This is a genomic window from Nocardia sichangensis (assembly GCF_047200615.1).
GTDB lineage: Bacteria > Actinomycetota > Actinomycetes > Mycobacteriales > Mycobacteriaceae > Nocardia > Nocardia sichangensis.
On sequence record NZ_JBJZOK010000005.1, the window covers coordinates 270,025 to 289,746 of the forward strand.

17 protein-coding genes are annotated in these 19,722 nt (G+C 70.7%); 7 read left to right on the top strand and 10 right to left on the bottom strand.

The genetic code is table 11. The annotated features are described in order from the left end of the window. Positions 1–361 precede the first annotated feature (361 nt). From ACL03I_RS09725 to ACL03I_RS09735, 3 genes are all read left to right on the top strand, one after another. Positions 362–781 carry an Hsp20/alpha crystallin family protein gene (locus ACL03I_RS09725; protein WP_356961911.1) on the top strand — a complete coding sequence of 140 codons (420 nt, stop codon included), beginning with the start codon at positions 362–364 and terminating at the stop codon, positions 779–781. Between the two features lie 22 nt (positions 782–803). Next, the gene (locus ACL03I_RS09730) at positions 804–1,103 is read left to right on the top strand and encodes a hypothetical protein (protein ID WP_412805704.1); all 300 of its coding nucleotides are present in this window, start codon (positions 804–806) and stop codon (positions 1,101–1,103) included. A gap of 329 nt (positions 1,104–1,432) precedes the next feature. Further along, a complete protein-coding gene (locus ACL03I_RS09735) occupies positions 1,433–1,927 on the top strand; it encodes a DUF1360 domain-containing protein (RefSeq protein ID WP_412805705.1) in 495 nt (164 codons plus the stop codon). 93 nt (positions 1,928–2,020) lie between these two features. On the opposite strand, the gene ACL03I_RS09740 is transcribed toward ACL03I_RS09735, so the two are convergent. Then, complete coding sequence (locus ACL03I_RS09740) at positions 2,021–2,392, bottom strand: cold-shock protein (RefSeq protein WP_379251825.1); 372 nt, start codon at positions 2,390–2,392, stop codon at positions 2,021–2,023. Then, positions 2,364–2,579: a hypothetical protein gene (locus ACL03I_RS09745; RefSeq protein WP_412805706.1), complete on the bottom strand. Its 216-nt coding sequence runs from the start codon at positions 2,577–2,579 to the stop codon at positions 2,364–2,366. The genes ACL03I_RS09740 and ACL03I_RS09745 overlap by 29 nt, the downstream gene beginning before the upstream one ends. 488 nt (positions 2,580–3,067) lie before the next feature. On the opposite strand from ACL03I_RS09745, the gene ACL03I_RS09750 reads away from it, so the two are divergent. After that, positions 3,068–4,486 carry a cytochrome ubiquinol oxidase subunit I gene (locus tag ACL03I_RS09750; RefSeq protein ID WP_355070939.1) on the top strand — a complete coding sequence of 473 codons (1,419 nt, stop codon included), beginning with the start codon at positions 3,068–3,070 and terminating at the stop codon, positions 4,484–4,486. A gap of 3 nt (positions 4,487–4,489) precedes the next feature. Beyond that, entirely contained in the window at positions 4,490–5,524 is a 1,035-nt protein-coding gene (locus tag ACL03I_RS09755) for a cytochrome d ubiquinol oxidase subunit II (protein ID WP_364431105.1), read from the top strand. 106 nt (positions 5,525–5,630) lie between these two features. On the opposite strand, the gene ACL03I_RS09760 is transcribed toward ACL03I_RS09755, so the two are convergent. The 7 genes from ACL03I_RS09760 to recC all read right to left on the bottom strand — a co-directional run bounded on the left by ACL03I_RS09760 (position 5,631) and on the right by recC (position 16,650). Continuing rightward, a complete protein-coding gene (locus ACL03I_RS09760; protein WP_355070936.1) occupies positions 5,631–5,879 on the bottom strand; it encodes an Ada metal-binding domain-containing protein in 249 nt (82 codons plus the stop codon). Between the two features lie 5 nt (positions 5,880–5,884). After that, the gene (locus ACL03I_RS09765) at positions 5,885–6,682 is read right to left on the bottom strand and encodes a 2OG-Fe(II) oxygenase (RefSeq protein ID WP_412805707.1); all 798 of its coding nucleotides are present in this window, start codon (positions 6,680–6,682) and stop codon (positions 5,885–5,887) included. Then, entirely contained in the window at positions 6,679–7,290 is a 612-nt protein-coding gene (locus ACL03I_RS09770; protein ID WP_412805740.1) for a methylated-DNA--[protein]-cysteine S-methyltransferase, read from the bottom strand. Before ACL03I_RS09770 ends, ACL03I_RS09765 begins: the two co-directional genes overlap by 4 nt. Then, positions 7,290–7,763, bottom strand: a complete 474-nt coding sequence (locus ACL03I_RS09775) for an RNA polymerase sigma factor (protein WP_412805741.1) — start codon at positions 7,761–7,763, stop codon at positions 7,290–7,292. Before ACL03I_RS09775 ends, ACL03I_RS09770 begins: the two co-directional genes overlap by 1 nt. 46 nt (positions 7,764–7,809) lie before the next feature. Further along, positions 7,810–9,699: an exodeoxyribonuclease V subunit alpha gene (gene recD / locus ACL03I_RS09780; RefSeq protein ID WP_356961899.1), complete on the bottom strand. Its 1,890-nt coding sequence runs from the start codon at positions 9,697–9,699 to the stop codon at positions 7,810–7,812. After that, positions 9,696–13,085, bottom strand: coding sequence for a UvrD-helicase domain-containing protein (locus ACL03I_RS09785; RefSeq protein WP_412805708.1), 3,390 nt, complete (start codon positions 13,083–13,085; stop codon positions 9,696–9,698). Before ACL03I_RS09785 ends, recD begins: the two co-directional genes overlap by 4 nt. 196 nt (positions 13,086–13,281) lie before the next feature. Further along, on the bottom strand, positions 13,282–16,650 hold the full coding sequence (recC, locus tag ACL03I_RS09790) for an exodeoxyribonuclease V subunit gamma (RefSeq protein WP_412805709.1): 3,369 nt from the start codon (positions 16,648–16,650) through the stop codon (positions 13,282–13,284). 257 nt (positions 16,651–16,907) lie between these two features. On the opposite strand from recC, the gene ACL03I_RS09795 reads away from it, so the two are divergent. Then, positions 16,908–17,105, top strand: coding sequence for a hypothetical protein (locus ACL03I_RS09795; protein ID WP_355070929.1), 198 nt, complete (start codon positions 16,908–16,910; stop codon positions 17,103–17,105). A 164-nt stretch (positions 17,106–17,269) separates the two neighbouring features. Next, positions 17,270–18,115, top strand: coding sequence for a serine hydrolase (locus ACL03I_RS09800; RefSeq protein ID WP_355070927.1), 846 nt, complete (start codon positions 17,270–17,272; stop codon positions 18,113–18,115). 12 nt (positions 18,116–18,127) lie between these two features. On the opposite strand, the gene ACL03I_RS09805 is transcribed toward ACL03I_RS09800, so the two are convergent. Continuing rightward, a complete protein-coding gene (locus ACL03I_RS09805) occupies positions 18,128–19,624 on the bottom strand; it encodes a cytochrome P450 (RefSeq protein ID WP_355070926.1) in 1,497 nt (498 codons plus the stop codon). Positions 19,625–19,722: the final 98 nt, after the last annotated feature.

Consider the following 19,722-nt stretch of genomic DNA (forward strand, 5'->3'; position numbering starts at 1 on the left):
ATCGACTCGGACCGGCGGGGCGAGGGCGACACATTCTTCGCCGGCCGTCGGCCCCAGGTCCGCAAGGCAGGACCGTCGCAGCGCCGCATCACATCGTGCGTTGCGCCGGCCACGCGTTCGGCCGACATGGGGTGGACGGTGGCGGCTTCGGCTCCGGGCCCCACACGCCGGACACGCCGACGGGAATGGCGCAGAGCCGCGCCTGCGGATGTGCGACAACGGGCGGGAACTGGCTATCTGCCGGGTTTCTCGACTGGGTACTTGCGCGACACTCAAATCAGTGCTATAAGAAATCTGTGTCCAATGGCACAACTTATCTGATTCGTTCTATGCAGAATAGAGTGAGTTGGAGGTGACGACCATGCTGATGCGCACTGACCCGTTCCGCGATTTGGAACGTTGGACGCAGCAGGTGTTCGGCACAGCGGCCCACCCGGCGGTCCTGCCCATGGACGCCTGGCGTGAGGGCGACCAGTTTGTCGTCGAGATCGACGCGCCCGGCATCGATCGGGATTCTCTCGACCTGAACGTCGAGCGCGACGTCGTAACCGTTCGCGCGCGCAGGCCGGAACTCGACGCCGGTCGCGAGATGGTGGCCACCGAGCGGCCTCGCGGCGAGTTCAGCCGCCAACTGCTCCTCGGCGACGACCTCGACGTCGACCAGGTCCGCGCCGACTACGCCGATGGCGTGCTCCGTCTGACGATCCCGCTGGCAGACCGGCCCGAGCCGCGCAAGATCGAGGTCGCTCGGGGCAACGGGCACAAGGCGATCGACGCCTGAACCCGGGACGGGAGACGTCGTCATGCCCGATTCGGCTGTACGTCCGCGGTCACTCGACGAGTGCGACGCCTGGCTGCTGGATCCCGACCTCGAACGATTGTTCGCCGAGGTGGACGCGATCCTGTGCGAGGCAGGGGCCCGGTTACGCGGGCGGGCGCACCCGTCCATCCCGGCGCCGGGACCGCGGCGCGCCTCGAGCCCCCGTCCCGGCCGGGACACGCTCGGGACGCACGGGTGGCACCCCGAAGCGGGGCCTGCCACCGAACGCGGTCCTCCGCACAACCGCCACCGCACAGTGACGGAATTCGGAAGAAGGAGGTGATGCCAGCATTCCACTGAGAAACCGGTTCCGCGGCGAGGCGGTCGCCCCCTGTACCAGGCGCCTGCGAGCACCAGCGAGCATCTGCTCCACGCGCACCGCCACACCATGTGGCACGCAGGGATGACAGCTCGCCGCAGGAACAACCTCTCGTAGTCACGTCACTCTTCTCCTGATCGGGGGAGGGACCGCAGACCCCTCCCCCGACTCCCCCGGCGGTTTGCCGGGCCGCGGCCAGGGTAGGCCGGAAGAGATTCATCAGGGTGCCAAGAGGAGGCTGTGATGCGACGCGCGCTTCTGATCGTTCACGATATGCCCGCGGAATTCCCGCGGTGACCGACAACTCTCGTCACGTGGGTGGCTATGCCGCGACGATGGTTGCCTACGCGACTGTAGTGGCGGCGGTCGCACTGCTCGGAAACGCGACAGGTCGCAAGCTTCCGCGCGATATGACCATCCGTGATCTGGTGGTCACCGCGTTCGCCACGCACAAGCTGTCCCGCTTGGGGACGAAGGCCGCGGTGACGGCTCCGGTACGCGCAGCGTTCACGCGACCGGCCGCAGCTGACGGTGGGCCCGGAGAGGTGGCCGAGGAGCCGAAGGCGACCGACGGCATCGGGCGCAGCATCGGTGAGTTGCTCAGCTGCCCGTTCTGTTTCGACGTATGGGCGATCACCGGTTTGACCATCGGATACGTTTTCGCGCCGCGGATGACGCGCGTGCTGACCGACGCCGCGGCCGCCTTGGCAGGCGCCGATTTCCTGCACCTCGCATATGCCACCGCTCAGCAGATCGCCGAGGGCGAACACCCGGCGCTGCTGGGCTGACGAAGCGGTGTCGCACCGATCCGGTTACACGGGCCGCCCGCACCGTCGAAATCTTCGGTGCGGGCGGGCCCGTTGCAGCCACAAGGTTTGTGGCTATCGCCCCGGCCGTAGCCGCAATCGGCATCGGCGGCTGGATCGATGCGGTCGCGGCAGGTCGTGCGGCGCGGGGGTGGTGTGGGTGCGGGTGTAGGTCAGCACCTGGGTGGCTTCGGGTCCGCGATCGGTGTCGGCGGCCGTGAACACGACCGGTTGCCCAGCGGTGAGTGTCTTGTAGCCGGGGGCGCAGATGGCGGTGTATCGGACGAACACCGCCTCACCGCCATTGTCCGGGGTCAAGAACCCGAAACCTTTTTCCTTGTTGAACCAGGCCACACATCCGTGCTGCCAGCGCGGCAGTTCCGCGGCGCCGGTGTGCGGGTCGGGATGGACGTTGCTGTCAGTAGGCGAGGCAATCGTAGTCGTCATCGGCGGTAGGTGTGGTCCAGGCTTGATCGATGCGGTCGCTGATATCGGCGGTGTCGAACGCGGCACGGATGCGCTCGGTCAGCGGGTGCAACCCGCCGGTGTCCAGTCCGATATCACGGTCGTCGACGTGCACGGGGGTCTGCTGGTCGGCCAAGTCACCGTCACCGTAGAGCGGGATCGTGGTCATTCGTCACTCCTCCGAGGTGAATTCCGGTTTCGGGAGCGAGGTGGGCTCGGAGCCCGCCGAGCCCACCCGTGAGGAAGAGTCGAGAACGAGAGATCGACAATCGTCGTTTTCTCGAGATACAGCAATCACCTCGCTTTCACGATCTCGTGCAACCCCTGGAATGGGGTGATAGCGCAACGTTCCTGCCGGGGTGGATCGCGCGCCGAGACCAGCATGGCCGTCACCTCCACTCAGTCTTATCTCTCGGTGACAGAGAGCATTATCTCTGTCAGTCAACACAGATTTCTTCTATCACTCCTGTGATATCCGCGCAAGTCCCAACCCCTGCCTCTTCCCCTCTGCGTCAGCCCGAGGGGCAGCGCACGCGGTCATCGGCCGGCCACGCCTTCACCGGCTTGATACAGCGCGAAGGGGATACCCCGGCTGAGAGCCGAGCGCGCGTGGCGCAGGCGTGCGGCTGTCGAGACCGAGGGAAAGGGGCCCGCATCGTGTCGAGCACGCTCGTCGCGCTCTACCAGGCGTCGGGCGAAGGGCCGCCCGGCCTGCTGCCCGCACGCCAGCAGATGGCGTTCTCACTGGGCTGGCACATCGTGCTGGCCTGTTTCGGCGTCGCCTTTCCCGCCATGATCTACGTCGTGCATCGCCGTGGCATCGTTCACCACGACGCCGTGGCGCTGGGCTTGGCGAAGCGGTGGGCGACGGTGTCGGCGATCTTGTTCGCCATCGGCGCGGTCTCGGGAACGGTGCTCAGTTTCGAAATGGGGCTCTTGTGGCCGGGGCTGATGGGCCGCTTCGGCGACGTGCTGGGCTTGCCGTTCGCCTTCGAAGGGCTTTCGTTCTTCATCGAAGCGATCTTCCTGGGCATCTACCTCTACGGGTGGGGTCGCATGCCGCCGCGCCGCCACCTTGCCATGCTCGTGCCGATGGGGGCCGCCGGGGTGGTCGGCACCTTCTGTGTGGTCAGCGTCAACGCGTGGATGAACAACCCGACCGGATTCCGGCTCGCCGACGGTGAGGTGACCGAGGTGAATCCGTGGCGTGCGATGTTCAACGGCGGGGTGTACCTGCAGTTCGCGCACATGTGGGTCGGAGCCTTCATGGTCGTCGGATTCCTCGTGTCCGGCGTCTATGCCGCCGGTCTGCTGCGTGGACGTCGCGACCCTCATCACCGGCTCGGGTTCACGGTCCCGTTCGTCTTCGCGACCGTCGCCGCGCTCGCTCAACCACTCCTCGGGCACGTGCTGGGGATGCGGGTGCACGATACGCAACCGTCGAAGCTGGCCGCGTTCGAACTGGCCGCCACCACCGAAGGGCCGGCCCCGCTGCGATTGGGCGGCGTTCTCGTCGATGGAGAGGTGCGGGGAGCGCTCGCGATCCCCCGGCTGGGTTCCGTTATCGCCCGCAACTCGCTGACCGCCCCGGTACCCGGATTGGACTCGGTGCCGGTGGCGGATCGGCCGCCGGTCAACGTCACCCACCTCGCCTTTCAGACCATGGTCGCCATCGGCACCCTGCTCGCGCTCATGGTGATCGTGTTCTGGCTGCTGCGCTGGCGGCGCCACGACCCGTTGGCCGAACGTTGGTTCCTGGGAGCGGCGGTGGCCGCCGGACCGTTGGCGATCCTGGCGCTGGAATGCGGCTGGATCGCGACCGAAGTGGGCCGTCAGCCGTGGACGGTCTGGCGGGTCCTTCGCACCACCGACGCCGCCAGCACGAGCACCGGCTTGTGGTGGACCTATGTCAGCGTGTTGCTGGTGTATGCCGGGATGACGGTGGGCGCGATCGTCGTCCTGCGTTCCATGGCGCGGCGCTGGCGCACCGGCACCGCGACCATCACCGCCCCCTACGGACCGGGCGCGTCGCCGGTCGACCAGGCGCAGCGCGCCCGCAGCGTCGGAAAGCCGTGACCGATGGATCTCTCGGACGTCGTCGCGACCGCGATGTTCACCGGGGTGGTGCTCTACGCGCTGTTCGGCGGCGCGGATTTCGGCTCCGGATTCTGGGACCTGACCGCGGGCGGACCCCGGCGCGGCAGCCGCTTGCGAGTGCTCATCGACCACAGCATCGGACCGGTCTGGGAAGCCAACCACGTGTGGCTGATCTATATTCTGGTGTTTCTCTGGACCGCCTACCCCGCGGTGTTCGCCGCCGTCATGACCACCCTGTTCATCCCGATGAGCCTGGCGCTACTCGGAATAGTGCTGCGCGGGGCGAATTTCGCGTTCCGCAAGTACTCCGCGACGCTGCGCCAGGCGCGCTTGTTCGGCGCCTTGTTCGCGGGCGCGTCGCTCATCACGCCGTTCTTCTTCGGCACCGCGGTCGGCGCGATCGCCTCCGGCCGGGTGCCCGTCGACGGGTACGGCGACCGGTTGCGGTCGTGGCTGAATCCGACCTCGATTCTCGGCGGTGTTCTGGCGGTCGGGACGTCCGCATTCCTGGCCGGCGTCTTCCTCACCGCCGACGCCGCGCGCTCGGGCGACGACGCCCTCGCCGGATACCTGCGCCTGCGCACACTGATCGTCGGTGGCGTGACCGGGGCGGTCGCGATCGCGGCGATCGCGCCGATCCGTCACGACGCACCTACCCTCGGTGCCGGACTCCTGGGGCGCGCCCTTCCGCTCATCGCGGTCTCGGCGGCCGCGGGGGTGCTCACCCTGACCTTGGTGTACCGCCGCCGATTCGGGTGGGCGCGCGTTCCCGCGACGGTAGCCGTCGCCGCGATCGTCATCGGGTGGGCCGTCGCGCAGACGCCATGGATCCTCGTCGATCAGATGCTCATCGCGGATGCCGCCGGTGCACGAGCAACCCTGGTGGGGCTGCTCGCCGTCGTCGCCGTCGCTGCCGTCACGGTCCTGCCCGCCCTGGCCTATCTGTTCTGGCTCACCCAGACCGACGCGTGGGTCCGCGACGAGCCCGCGCGTACCGGCGCACCGGAACAGGCGTAGCTACTCCGCCCCAGCGGCACCAGATCCTGGGGTTGCCGGCGGCAGGACCCGCACAGCAGCCGGCCCCTGTTCGAATCGGCGCTGCGGGCTCTGGCGCGATCCGCGATCAGCGCGTTTTCTTCCACGCGGCGTACCGCCCGGGCACGCAGACCGCACAAGGCCGGTAGCCAGCGGAGATCGCGTCGGATTCGGTCGCGAAGAAGACGCGATGCGTGCGGTAGGCGCCCCTGGCGAGCGCACGGAGCGCCGAAGGGCAGTCCAGACGGCCGTAGATGCGGCTGCGACGGTGGCCGCCGTATCGCCCGGGGACGATGCTCCGATACGGTCGGCCGTCGCCGTCGAGCAAGGTGTACACGATGGCTATTCCGCGTCGTGCAGCACGAGACCGAGAGTGTGCCGCACACCGCTGCGCACGCGGCTGACACCGTGGCGGATCGGGGCGCGGGACCAGCCGCGACTGGATGGCGTCGGCCGATCGCGGGTGGTGAAAACCAACGCGTGCCCCTGTTCGAGCACCGACACGGTCGCTTTGGACTGAGCGCGCGGGCGTTGCTCCACGAGCAGGAATTCCCCGCCGGTGTGGTCGATCCCGGATCGGTCCAATCCGATGACGATCTGCAGCGGGAAGACCAGCTCGCCGTACAGGTCGCGATGCAAGGCGTTCCAGTCACCGGCGTGGTAGCGCAGCAGGATAGGAGTCGGCTTGGTCTGCCCCGCGGCGTGACAGATGTCGAGCCAATCACCGAACTCCTCCGGCCACGGAGCCGCGTCGCCGAGGCGATCGGCCCAGGAACGTGCCAGCGGCAACAGTTTTCGGTAGAAGGCCGCCCGCAGTTCCATGATCGGATCGGGCACCGGATGCGCGAAATAGCGGTAAGTGCCTTCGCCGAATCGATAGCGCGCCATGTCGACGGTGGATCGGAACCGGGTCAGGTCGTCCCACATGGCGGTGAATTCGGCGCACTCCTGCGGAGTGAGAATCGGCCCGGTCGCCGCGCAGCCGTGCGCGTCGATTTCCGCGAGCAGCGTCCGCCAGGGCTGGGCGTCGACGCGATCCGCCAGGGCGGCGGCTTCGGCCCGCCCCGGGACGGGAGCGGGCCCGGCACGATGCTCCGCGCGGTGACCGTCCCCAACGGTTCCGGTGCTCGGCTCGCTCATGCCGCCGCCTCCAGATCCAACAGCGCGTGCTTGGCGATGACGCCGCCGACGTACTGTCCGATGGACCCGTCCCCGCGTACCACCCGGTGGCACGGGATCACCACCGGCAGCGGGTTGCGCGCGCAGGCGGAGCCGACGGCGCGCACCGCGCGCGGGTTCCCGACGGCCGCCGCCACCGCGCCGTAACTCGCGCGCTGTCCGTAGCCGATGGCGGGCAGGTGCTCGATAACCTGGCGGCGGAACCCGGCGGCCAGCCGCAGATCCAGCGGCAGGTCGAAACGCGTCCGGTGGCCCGCGAAGTATTCCTCGATCTGCCGGGCCGCCACGTCCAAGCGGGCGGGCGCGGCGAGGATCCGCGGACTGATCCGCGCGGCCAGTGTGGCGAGTACCGCGTCGTGGTCTTCGGTCGGGTAGGCGACGCGGACCAGTCCGGCGGGCGTCGCGGCCAGCAGCAACGTCCCCACCGGGGTCTCCAGCAGGCGGTAGGCGACATCGAGCAGGCCGGCCGCGTCGGCCTCGGCGGTCAGTCGCGCGTGCAGCGTGGCGAGCAGGTCGGCGTCCGGGGTCAGCGCGCGCGACAACCCGTCACCGTGATCGAGGGTGGCCATCATGATCCGTCCTTCGGGTAGAGCTTGCGCAGGGTCTTCAGGCCGTCCGCGGCGGCGCGGCGGGCGGCATCCGGAGAATTGCCGAGCAATGCGGCGATCTCCGCGTGGGGAAGCCCGGCCAGATAGTGGTAGGCGACCGCTTGGCGCTGCTTGGTCGGCAGCGCCCGCAGGGCGGCCCACAGGTCGGGGTCGTAGTCGGCGGGTCCGGGGGCGGTGGCGGGACGTTCCGGCAACGTCTCGGCCGGGACGGGAGCGCGCGTCAGCGCCCGGCCGACGTCGATCGCGCGGCGATGCGCGATGGTGACCAGCCATGCCTCGATGTTCTTGTCCGGGGAAAGGCCGGGAAACGCCCGCAACGCGGAGAGAAACGTTTCCGACCAGGCGTCGGCCGCGTCGGACGGGCCGAGCACCGCCCGGCAGACGCGCAACACCATCGGGCCGTATTCGGCCACTATTTCCTCGAACGGGGGCAGGCTCACACCAGGTAGACGCCGCGGGCGCCGCGAATGTGAGATCCCGTCATCGGGGCCCTTCCCGGCGCGACAGCCCGCTGGCGCGCAGCACCCGCCGCGCGATGCCAGCGCGGATGGACTCCTCGGTGCCGATGATCCGGACGTGGCGGCGTGCCCTGGTGATCGCGGTGTACAGCAATTCCCTGGTCAGCAAGGTGGATTCGGGCTCGGGCAGGACGACGGAGACGGTGTCGTACTGGCTGCCCTGGCTGCGGTGGATGGTCATGGCGAAGACGGTGACGACCGCGGGGAACTGCGTGGGATGCACCAGGTACGGTTCGCTGCCGCGTTGCAGCGCCGCGCGCAGCGAGCCGTCGGGCATCCGCACGACGACGCCGGTGTCGCCGTTGTAGATCCGCGCCTCGTGATCGTTCGCGGTGACCAGCAGCGGTTGTCCGGGATACCACGGCGCCTGCTGCGAATCGGGGCCCGCCCCTGCGGCGGCGGCCCACTCCGCGCCCATCCGGTCCCAGCGCTCCACGCCGAACGGCCCCTGCCGGTGCGCGCACAGCAGGCGATGCGTTTCCAGCGCGTGCAGCGCGCCCGTCGCGTCGCCGTCCAGGGCGGCGGCGGTGACCGTCGTCGCGGCCCGCACCACGTCGGCGCGGACCGCGGTCAGCTCGTCGGGCGCGCTGAGCGACAATTCGTCGCCGCCCGCGCGCAACAGCTCGAGCGCGGCGTCCGCGTCCCCCGCCCGCACCGCGACGGCCAGGTCGGCGATCCGTCCGCCGAACCTGCGGCCCCGGGTCAGCCGGACGATGCCGCCGCGCAGGCGGGTGCGCTCCAGCGCGGTCAGGGCCTCGGCGTGCTCGCCGGTCGCCTCCGGACCGAGGATCTCGTCGAGCACGGGATTCGGGGTGGCCGCGACGGGTCCGGCGACCAGGTCGGCGAGCACCGCGCCCGCGTCGACCGAGGCGAGCTGGTCGGGGTCGCCCACCAGGACCAGGCGGGTGTCCGGGCGCAGCGCGGCCAGCAGCCTGCTCATCATGGTCAAGGAGACCATCGAGGTCTCGTCGACCACGATCACGTCGTAGGGCAGCCGGTTGAATTCGTGGTACTTGAACCGGGTACTGCGGCCGCGCTGCCAGCCGAGCAGCCGGTGCAAGGTGGCGGCGGTGAGTTCGGGCAATCCGAGCGAAATCGCTTGCTCGCGAACGGCTTCCTGGAGGCGAGCCGCCGCTTTCCCGGTGGGAGCGGCCAGCGCGATGCGCAGCGCGGGCAACTTCGGCTCGGTCTCGCGGTGCGCGGACAGCAAGGCGATGATCCGCGCGATGGTGTGGGTCTTGCCGGTGCCGGGCCCGCCCGCGACCACGGTGGTCCAATGTGTCGCGGCGAGCGCGGCGGCCAGGCGCTGGCGATCCGGCGCCGTGCCCGCCGACGCGTCGAACAACCGGTCCAGTTCGCGGCGCACGATGCCGGGAGCGACCACCGGATGGTGTGCGGAACGCTCGGTGAGCACCCGCCGGATCGTCTGCTCCTGCCGGTAGTACCGATCGAGATAGAGCAGCGGACCGGAATCGCCCGGCCCCTGGGATTCGACAAGTCGCAGCGGCCGCAACGGACCCGCCGGTCCACCGCGCACCAGCGGACTCACCCGCAGCGCGGCGACCACGGCCGGGATGTCCGGCCACGGCAGCGTCGCCGGATCGATGCCCGCGTCCCAGTTCTCGTCGGCGTCGACGCCGATCTCCCGCATCCGGTGCAGTTCCAGGCACACCGAGCCGGAGCGCACCGCCCGCACGGCCAGCGCCGCGGCGAACAGCACCGGCTCCGACGATTCCCGGCCCAGCCGGCCCAACCGCAGCGCTACGTGCACGTCGGCGGCCGAGAGCACACCGGCCTCGTTGAACGTGCGCAGCAGACCGGTTCCGCGCTGCGCCACCTGGATCGAGGTCACCGCCCCGCCTCCCCTGCCAGCAGCGCCGACAGCGCCACTACCAGATCGGCGGGCGGATGCCAGTCGAAGACGCCACAGCCCGCAGGCGTCTCCGGTCCGATCATGCCGCGCACGAACAGGTATCGGACTCCGCCGAGATGCCGGGCCGGGTCGTAGCCGGGCAACCGCCAGCGCAGATATCGATGCAACGCGACCGAGTACAGCAGCGCTTGCAGCGGATAGTGGGAACGCAGCATCTCCGCGGCCATGCGGTCGCGGGTGTAGTGCGCGACGGTGAGATCACCCGTGCCGAGCCGGTTGGTCTTGTAGTCGACGACGACGAATCGAGGGTGCGCGTCGCCCGCGACGCGGAGCACGGCGTCGATGCTGCCGGTCAGGTAACCACGCAGCGGTATGTCTTCGAGCGCCGCTAGCTGTTCGGCGTAGGGGAACAAGTCGTCGTCGACCGAAAGGTGCTCACGCAGCAACTCGGCGACGCGCCGCAGGGTCGCCGCGGTGGCGCCGACGCGGTCCCCGCCCGCCAGTGGCAATTCGAACTCGAGTTCGCTGAGACGGTCGCCAGGGGCGATGCCGGCCAGGCAGCCACCCTCGAGCGGAGTACGCAACACCGCCAGCAGCGCCGTCGCGAGCACTTCGGTATCCACTTCGGCCATCAGTTCGCCCACCGCCTCGCGGCACCGATCGCGCACCTCGGCCGCCAGATCCGGACCACCGGTGTCGATCCGCTCCAGGACGCCGTGCACCAAGGTGCCGAACTCCGCGCCGTAGGGCAGCGCGTTCATCAGCGACGCCGCGCCCGACGGTTCCGGCTCCGCCGCGCCGATGAGGGAGGCGCCAGCGGGCTCGTCGCCCGGCCCCGGCGCGCCCTCCGGTTCGCTGTCGGGTTCGGGCGCCGCCGGGCCGTGCGCGGAGGCGGTCAGCGCCGAGTACGAAGTGCGCCGCCACTGCTGGTCCAGCGCCCGGTCGAAGCGGGCCGCGGCCAGTGCGCCGGGCGCGGGCCCGGTGCGCGCTCGCCGGATCGCGACGCCGTCGGTCCCGGCCACCGCCGTCACCGAGATCGCCGCGCCCGCGTCCTGCGCCCACGTCGTAAGCATTTGCGCGGCAACGGTGTCCGCGGGTACCGCGGCTCGGGCGGCGACGGCCGCGCCACGATCGGCGCGGCCGAAGACCATGCGGTGCAACGGCGACGCCGCGGTGGTGATCGCGGGCGCCCACCACGCGACGATCTGGCACATGGCGCGGGTGAGCGCGACGTACAGCAGCCGGAGTTCCTCACCCGCCTCCTCGGCTTCGCTGCGCGCCTTGCGTTCGGCGTATCCGGGAGCGTCCGCGCCGCCGACATCCAGCACGCGCGCACCGTCGTCGGCGTGGAACAGCAACGTCGCCGGATAGGGGTTCTTCGCGCTGTCCCAGGCGAACGGCAGGTACACCACCGGGAATTCGAGTCCCTTGCTCGCGTGCACGGTGGCTATCTGGACGGCGGCGGCGTCCCGGTCGAGCCTGCGGCTGCGGTCGGCGACGGCGCCGGAGGCGGGATCGCGCACGCGGTCGGCCAGCCACCGGGTCAGCGCGGTCAGCCCCAGTCCCTCGGTGAGCGCGACTTGGTCGAGCAATTGCGCGAGGTGCCGCAGGTCGGTGAGCTGCCGCTCCCCGTTCTCCACGGCGAGCAGCCGCGGCGCCAGGCGGGTTTCGGCGGCGATCTTCTCGAACACGGCCGCGAATCCCGCGCGGGTGAACAGCCGCGCCGCCTCACGCAGCTGAGCGCTCACCCGGCCGACCAGATCGGCTCCCTCGCTGTCGATCTCGGCCGCGGTCACACCGAACAGCGGTGTGCACGCGGCCAGCCGCACCCGGTCGCCGCGATGCGGCTGTTCCAGCGCCCGCAGCACCCACAGCCAGTCGGTGGCGCTGTCGGTCGCGAAGACGCTGATACCGCCCGCGAGCACGGAGGCGACGCCGACGCGGTCCAGCGCCGCACGCACCACATCGATCTGCGAGCGGGTCCGCACCAGTACCGCGATGTCGCCCGGTCCGATCGGCCTGCGCGCCGTGTCGACCGCCGCGATCGAATCGGCTTCGGACAGTATCGTTTCCGCTTTCCCATCCAGCTGTACACCGGATTCGAGCAGGCGCACGATATCGGTGGCGAGATCGTCGGCGACCTTGGCCCGCATGCGCCCGACGGCCGGGAAGCCGGATTTGTTCAGCGGTCCCGCGCCGGTGCGCGGTAGGCACCGGACCCGCAGCGGCGTGGTGAGTTCGGAAGGTCCGGACAACCGGGACCATGGTCTGGTCGGGGCGACCGGATAGACGCGGATCTCCTCGTGCCCCAGGGCCGCCGCGCCGTGCAGGTGATCCAGCGCGACGAGCAGTCCGGCGTCGCTGCGCCAGTTCGTGGTGAGTTCTTTGCGGACGTCGGCGTGCGCCACCGCGTCCAGGTAGCTGAGCACCTCCGCGCCGCGGAAGGCGTAGATCGCCTGTTTGGGATCACCGACCAGCACCAACGTGGCATGCCCGTGGAACGATCTGCGCAAGATGTCCCATTGCAGCGGGTCGGTGTCCTGGAATTCGTCGACCAGGGCGACGCGGTAGCGCGCCCGGATGCGACGGCACGCGCGCGGGCCGTGCTCCGGGTCGGCGAGCACGTCGTGCAGCAGTACCAGCAGGTCGTCGAAGTCGCGCAGCCCGGCCAGCCGCTTGCGGCGCTCGGTCTCCGCGCGTACGGCGCGGGCGAACGCCACCCGCTCGCCGGTCTCGCCGTCGGGCTCGAGCGCCGCATGCCGGTCCCGCACGGCGGCCAGCGCGAGCGTGCGGGCCTCCTTCACCGAGAACGGCGGTTGCCCGCGCGCGTAGCGGTTGAGATACAGATCGTCGACGACGGTGCCGACGAGATCGTCGACGGTCTCCACCAGCCTGGTGCCCGGGTCGTGTTCACCCGCGAGGCCGAGTTCGTCGAGCATGCGCTGGCAGAAGCTGTGCGTGGTGGCGATGGTGCCCGCGTCGAAATCCGACAGGGCGGTCAGCAACCGTCGCCGCCGCGACCGCACCTCGTCTTCGCCGGCCTGCGCGAGGTGCCGGACCAGTTCGTCGGCGTGCGCCCTGGCCGCGACCGGGTCGGTCAATCCCGCGGCGACGGCGACGAATCGGTCGCGGGTGCGTTCCCGCAGCTCCTGGGTCGCCGCGCGGCTGAAGGTCACCAGCAGCAGCTGGGACACCTCGACACCCGCCTCGGCGACATAGCGCACGGCGAGACCGACGATGGCGTGGGTCTTGCCGGTGCCCGCGCTGGCCTCCAGCACGGTCGTGCCGGTTGGCAGCGGTCCGTACGGTTCGAACGCGGCCGCGTCGAAAGCGTTTGCCGGGAAGGAGGTTTCCTGCACGGTCATGCGCGCCTCCCTCTTGCGCGGCCGGTGGTCACACACTCGGCGGACGTCGCGCTCGTCCTGGTGACCGGCCACGCCACACGGACCCGAAACGACTGTCCGAGCTGATATTCTGCCGCGCCCCCGGCCGCCCACCGGCGACCGACACGCGCCGCGGCGGCGTATTCCGGTGTCACGTGCCGCGTCGGTTCGCGATCGGTCACGGCTGGCCCTGGCTTTCCGCGGCCAGCAACGGGGCCCACATCCGCCGGGCCAGCGCGCCGAAGCGGGTGCTCTCGCCGGGTTCGCCCGCCGCGGCGGGCGCGGCCATGAGGTCCTCGAGCCGGGGCGCCGGGCCCCAGACGTAGCGAAGGTGGCGGTCGGTGTGATCGCCGAAGGGCCCCGGACCGTTGGGGCCGCCGTTGAATTCGCGCTCCGCCGCCGCGATCGCGTCGTCGGTGCTCGCGCCGCGGAAACGACGTTCGGCGTATACCGCGGTGGCGGCGGGCGCGACGGGCAGCGGTTCGGTCAGGCCCTCGTCGCGCAGCGCGACGAGGCTGCGCAGGATCTCCCCGGCCGCGGGCGCGTCGGGTGCGGTGAGCTCGCAGCGCCAGGTCGGACGGCCGAATTGGCCGCGGCCGGTGCTCACCGCCCGCCAGGACCGGTCCTCGGTGACGGTCAGCGCCAGCAGCGAAACCCACGCTCCGATCCGGTGTTTGGGGGCCAGCCGGGAGAAGGTGGTGCGGACCAGGGTGTCGCCGCGCACCTCGGGCACGGTGCCGGTGAGCCGCCGCCCGTTGCCCAGGTCGACCGCGATGTCCACCGCGCGCGCCGGGCCCGCGTAGTCCGCTTGCGCGGCGCGCACCAACCGGTCCACGGTGTGCTCCACCTCGTCGAGCACGGCGGCGCCGAATCCGAACGGCGGCAGCGTGCCGCGCCGCCACTCCGCCGCCCGCAGCCCGGCCGGATCCGCGCCGGTCAGGCGGGCCGCGAGCAGGCGTTCGCCCAGCTCCCACTTGGCCAGGCCGTCCAGCTCGATGGGCAGCCGGTCGGCGATGTCCTCGTCGTGCTCGGGAACCCGCAGACCGAGCCGCTGCCACAGGAAAGCGCGCACCGGGTGCTCCACGAACGAGATCAGATCGGCCAGCGCGACATCGGCCGTTTGCGCGGCGGGCAGCGGCGCGGCCAAGAACCCCGGACGCGGCAGCGCGGGTCCATCGGCCGCGTGCGCGCCGGCCAGGGCCACCGTGTCGAAACTGAACGGCTGCTCGGCCCGGAAATTCCGGCGATCGAAGGATTGCAGCGGATGCCGCGTCACCACCGAGCGCATCGCCGCGGCGCCGACGTGGGCCCGCAGCGCGTCCAACAGCTCGGCGACCGGAACGGCGGGCGGCCGGTGCGCCCCGCTGACCGGGTCGGCGCCGGTGTGGAACACCAGCAGCGTGTCCCGCGCCGCGAGCACGGCGTCCAGCAGCAGCTGCCGGTCCTCGCTGCGCGGATCGCGTTCGCCCAGCAGTGGTTCGCGGGCCAGCACGTCGTCTCCGTCCGCGGCGCTCGCGCGCGGGAACATCTCGTCGTCCAGGCCGAGCAGCGCCACCACCCGGTGCGGCACCGACCGCATCGGCACCATCGTGCAGACGGTCAGCTCGCCGGTGCGGAAGTTGGCCCGCGTGGGGCGCGCCGCCAGCCGCGAACGCAGCAGCACACCGACGTCGGCCAGCCGCAACGATACCTCGCGCGCGTGGTCGGTGGCGGCGGCGAGTTCCTGCCTGGCCTCGGTACGCACCCAGGCCTGCGCGTCCGGCACGTCGGTCAGCAGATCCAGCGCGCGGCCGAGCGCGGCCGCCCATTCGTGCGCGGGACGGGGGCCGCGCAGGTCGCGCAGGCACACCGCGAGCCGGTCGACGAACTCCGCGAAGCGTCCGGCCAGATCGACGTCGTTGCTGTCCACGTCGTCCAAGGGCAGCGCGAGATCGAGCCAATCGTCGGAGGTCTCGCCAGCGGTGACCCCGAGCAGGATCCGGTCCACCGCGCTGTTCAGCGTGTTCTGCGCGAAATCGGCGAGCCCGAACGCTTGGCGCTGACGCTGCCCGATGCCCCACCTCGCCCCGGACTCGGCCGCCCACTCGCGCAATCGCTCGATGTCGTCGTCATCGAACCCGCAACGGCGCCTGACTGTTTCGGCGGCGGCGAGATCGAGCACCTGGGTCACCGTCACCCGGCCGTCGGCCAGCTCCAGCAGCACTGCGATGACCGCGAGCAGCGGATTGGTCACCCCGCGTCCCCGGTCGGCCAGGCGCACCCGCAAGCGGTGCGCCGGATGCTCCGAATCGCTCTGCGTCTCCGGCGATCCCGGCGCGCGCTGCCCGAATGCCGCGCGCACCAGCGGCGCGTACGCCTCCACCTCCGGGCACATGATCAGCACATCACGCGGCTCCAGCGTCTCGTCGGCCGCGAACAGCCCGAGCAGGCTTTCCCGCAGGACCTCCACCTGCCGTGCGGGGCCGTGACAAGCGTGCACCTGCACGGTGCCGTCGGCGCCGACCTGCCCCGCCGCCGGTGGCCACTGGTCGTCCCGGATACCCCGTTGTAGCGCACGCAGCAATGTCATGGACGAATCATGCTGTGCCGCAACGTCATCGAGTTCGCTGATCGGATGATAGGTGTCGGTTCCGGTGACGGCGGACGCGGCCAACCGCTGCTGCAACTCCCGGACGTCGCGCCCCAGTCCCGCCAGCAGCGGATGGGTGACCGCCGTGGCGCTGCGGTCCTCGGCGCGCGTGCGGGCAGGGGGCAGCTCGCTCAGGGTCGACCAGAGGACCGGACTCGGATGCACGAGCCACAGGTGCACGTCGCGGCCGGCGGCCAGCGCCGACAGCACGGCCAACTGGTCGCCGGCCAACCGGGTCACGCCGAACAGCGACAATCGCGGCGGCAGCGCGACCAGATCCGGACGCGCACGCAACCGGGCACAGGCGGCGTCGAGCCGCTCGGCCGGGCTCGGCGCCCCGATCTCGGCGCGCAGCCCGCGCCAGAGCATCGGCTGCCAGAGCAGGTCGTCGGGTACCGGAGCGCCCGCGCCATCGGTGTCGAGGCCCGCCGCCCACTCGGTGATCAGCGCTGGACGCTGAGCGGCGTAACTGTCGAACAGCGCGGCGACCTGGGCCGCGGTCGCGTAACGCCGTCCGGCGCGGTGCTCGCCGCCCGTGGCGTCTCCTGCGCCGAGATGCCTGGCGGGCACCGCGCACCAGGGCTCGGACAGCGAGGCGTCGATCACCCGCAGCAGCGTCCACACCGCCCGCTCCTGCGCCCACGGATCCTCCGCCTGCGCCACCCCGCTCGCCGCGGCCAGCGCCTCCGCGACCAGCGCGGAAGGCGAGGGGAAGGCGATGTTGGCGCACACACCGTCGGCCGCTCCGCCCGCGCCGAGCACTCCCGAGAGCGTCTGCGTCAGCCAGCGCTCCACGCCTTTCGCCGGCACCGCGACCACCTCGGCCGCGAACGGGTCTTCCTGCGGCGACGCCAGCACCCCGGCGAGCGCACGGGCGAGGACGTCGGCGCGCTCGGCACGGTGGATGTGCAGCGGCATCTGCGCCCTCTCGATCGGTGGTGTCCGGCTGCCCGGCCTCGGACTTCGTGCACGTTTATACGCCCAGCGACCGACGTGCAATCGCACCGCCCCATCCGGAGTCCAGTGAAATAGACCACACCAGAACGGATTACTCCGACGTGTCACGCGGGCGCCGCCGCGGCGATGTGCGACAGTGCTGCACCGGGGAGGAGAGCTTGCACCGGGGCGGAACGAGAGAGCTGCACCGAAAGGCTGGTTCGCGTTCTATGGATGCGATGGTGATTCCCCTGCTTCCGAAAGGCGGATTCACGGTCCGCCGGATCGGTGACCGCTGGGACCTGATCAACTCGCGCCACTACGGTCGCACCGTAGTCCTGCATTCCTGGCCGAGGGACCGGCACACCGAGGCCTTCGAGCACTGCTACCGGCTCAACGGACGCACCGTCGAGGAACTGCGCGCCGCCTTCCGCTGACGTGCCCGGCCGGCGGTGACGATCGAATTCCACTGCGGCGCAAGCAGCCGGAACGGGCGCTAGCACACCCTGGATCCGAGCTCAAGACGTGCGTCCGGACCCGCGATGTGCGATCGTCATCCCTCGTGCGTTATCCGTCCCCCGCCACCCGAACCGTTCCCCGCGTGGCCGCTTCCGCCTGTGTCCTCGCCGCAGCGGCGATCATCGCTCCGAGCCTGCCCGCCGCGCTCCCGACCGCGGGCGCGGTGCCGCTCGCGCACACGCAGGGCTGCCTGCCCGGCTTCGACTGCGATCTGAGCAGCCGCATCGCGAAGGCCGACGCCTACCTCAACAACCGTCCCGGTGTCACCGGCTACGTCCTGCGCGACCGGGTGTCCGGCGGGGTCTACGCCAACGCCAACGCCGAGAACGCGGTCTGGACGGCTTCCACGATCAAGCTCGCGATCGCCGCGGACCTGCTCAACCGGGCGCGGGTCGGCGCCATCAACCTGACCCCCGAGGACCGCGGTCTGATGGAGGGCATGCTCGCGACCTCGAACGACGGCGCCGCCGACCTGCTCTGGACCAAGTACTCGGGCATCGACCGGATGGCGTTCAACAACGCCTTCCGCGCCAACGGGATGACCTCGCTGGTTCCCCAGCCGACCAATACCGCGCTGTTCCCGGACTGGTCGTTCCAGAAGTGCACCGCCGCCGACCTCGACCGCCTCATGGACAACGTCCTCAACCGCATGCACCCCGACGACCGCAACTACCTCGTCGACCGGATGCGCGCGGTGGACTCCAACCAGCACTGGGGTGTGTGGGGCGCGGGCGCGAGCATGCGTCCCGGACTGAAGAACGGCTGGTCGGCCGAACAGGGCGGCTGGGTGGTCAACTCGGTCGGCTTCGCGGGACCGGGCGAGCGCTACACCCTGGCCATCATGAGTTCGCTGGGTGACGCGGGCGGCTACACCGAAGGCGCCGAGACCGACACCAAGCTCGCGGAGATCCTGCTCGCGGGCCGCTGACCGTCCGGCCGCTCAGGCGGCCGCGCGCCTGCGCAACGTCATCGGCGCACCGTCCCTGGGGAAGGGAATCGTGGTGAATCCCCAGGGCATGCGGTATTTCTCGGGGATCCGCCACTCGTATGCACGCACCAGGGCGGCGGTCACCGTCTTCACCTCGAACGTGCCGAAGTGCATCCCGATGCACTTGTGCGCGCCCGCTCCGAACGGCATCCACGCGAGGCGGTGCGACTTGTCCTCGCGCCGCTGTTCGCCGAATCGCTCCGGATCGAAGCGTTCGGGGTGGGTCCACAGTTCGGGCAGCAAGTGATTCACCTGGTAGGCGAGGTCCACCGGGGCGCCGGCCGGAATGTAGTGGCCTGCGATCTCGGTGTCACGCACGGCGCGGCGCGACAGTCCAGGAACCGGCGGCATCAGCCGTAGGCTTTCCCGGACCACCAGATCCAGATCGTGCAGCGCCTCCAGGTCCGCGATGGCGGGCGGCCCGTCGCCGAGGCGCGCGTCCATGTCGAGCACCTCGGCGCGCACCCGCTGCTGCCACTCCGGGTGCTTGCCCAGGTAGTACGCGACGGCGGTGGCGGTCGTCGTCGTGGTGTCGTGCGCCGCCATGATCAGGAAGATCATGTGGTTCACCACGTCGGCGTCACCGAAGACGCCGCCGTCCTCGCTGCGCGCGTGGCACAACCCGGAGAAGAAGTCCGCCGTCTCGACGCGGCGCTTCTCCGGCAGCATCGCGGTGAAGTAGTCCTCGAGCACTCTCCTACCGCGCAGCCCGGCCCGCCAGTTGCCGCCCGGCACCGAATGCCGGATGATCGCCAGCCCCGCGTGCGTGCAGTCGACGAACGCGTCGATGAGCTGGCCGCGCCGCGGGCCGACATCGACTGCCATGAACGTCTCGCCGGCGATCTCGAGGGTCAGCTCCTTGATCGCCGGATACAGCCGCACCGTGCGTTCGGCGTCGCGCCCTACCGGCACCCAGCGTGCGATGTACTCCCGCGCCACCGGCGTCAGCGCCGCCAGGTGCGCTTCCAGCCGGTCCCTGGTGAACGCCTGCTGCATGATCTTGCGGTGGAATTTGTGCTCGTCGAATTCCAGCAGCAGCAAGCCGCGCCGGAAGAACGGGCCGATGAAGTAGTCCCAGCCCTGGCCGAAGTCACGGCGCCGGTGGCCGAGTACTTCGTCGAGTGCGTCCGGTCCCGCGACCAGCACCCGGTCGACACCGAGCGATGTGTTCAGCGAGACGGGTCCGTACCTGCGGTAACGCTCCATCATCTCGGCCGGGCCCCAGCGCATGTAGTGCAACGCCCGGCCCAGGTAGGGCAGCCCGGCATCGCCGCGCACCGCGACGGTGTCGCTGCCCCGCGGCGGGGTGGCCAGCACTTGGCGCCGTTCCGGCAACAATCCCAGCGCCCGATCGATCAGATGGCCGTGCGGTACCTCGATCAGCGCGATGTTCTCCGAATCGGCCCGCACGCTGGGCTTCCGGCCGATCGCACGGTCACCGGCGACCATGGCAATCCTCCCTGAGCGACAGTTACCATCGTAGGCTCTCGACCTCGCCCGCTCGGCCGGTTCGGTCGCGACGATCCTCCCCGCCCCGGCCCGGCGGC

What these genes read in the sequence shown, in the direction of transcription:
- ACL03I_RS09765 (WP_412805707.1), bottom strand. Translation starts at nt 6,682, where the DNA reads ATGAGCGAGCCGAGCACCGGAACCGTTGGGGACGGTCACCGCGCGGAG.
- ACL03I_RS09770 (WP_412805740.1), bottom strand. Translation starts at nt 7,290, where the DNA reads ATGGCCACCCTCGATCACGGTGACGGGTTGTCGCGCGCGCTGACCCCG.
- ACL03I_RS09805 (WP_355070926.1), bottom strand. Translation starts at nt 19,624, where the DNA reads ATGGTCGCCGGTGACCGTGCGATCGGCCGGAAGCCCAGCGTGCGGGCC.
- ACL03I_RS09725 (WP_356961911.1), top strand. Translation starts at nt 362, where the DNA reads ATGCTGATGCGCACTGACCCGTTCCGCGATTTGGAACGTTGGACGCAG.
- ACL03I_RS09730 (WP_412805704.1), top strand. Translation starts at nt 804, where the DNA reads ATGCCCGATTCGGCTGTACGTCCGCGGTCACTCGACGAGTGCGACGCC.
- ACL03I_RS09795 (WP_355070929.1), top strand. Translation starts at nt 16,908, where the DNA reads ATGGTGATTCCCCTGCTTCCGAAAGGCGGATTCACGGTCCGCCGGATC.
- ACL03I_RS09785 (WP_412805708.1), bottom strand. Translation starts at nt 13,085, where the DNA reads ATGACCGTGCAGGAAACCTCCTTCCCGGCAAACGCTTTCGACGCGGCC.
- ACL03I_RS09740 (WP_379251825.1), bottom strand. Translation starts at nt 2,392, where the DNA reads ATGACGACTACGATTGCCTCGCCTACTGACAGCAACGTCCATCCCGAC.
- ACL03I_RS09755 (WP_364431105.1), top strand. Translation starts at nt 4,490, where the DNA reads ATGGATCTCTCGGACGTCGTCGCGACCGCGATGTTCACCGGGGTGGTG.
- recC (WP_412805709.1), bottom strand. Translation starts at nt 16,650, where the DNA reads ATGCCGCTGCACATCCACCGTGCCGAGCGCGCCGACGTCCTCGCCCGT.
- ACL03I_RS09745 (WP_412805706.1), bottom strand. Translation starts at nt 2,579, where the DNA reads ATGACCACGATCCCGCTCTACGGTGACGGTGACTTGGCCGACCAGCAG.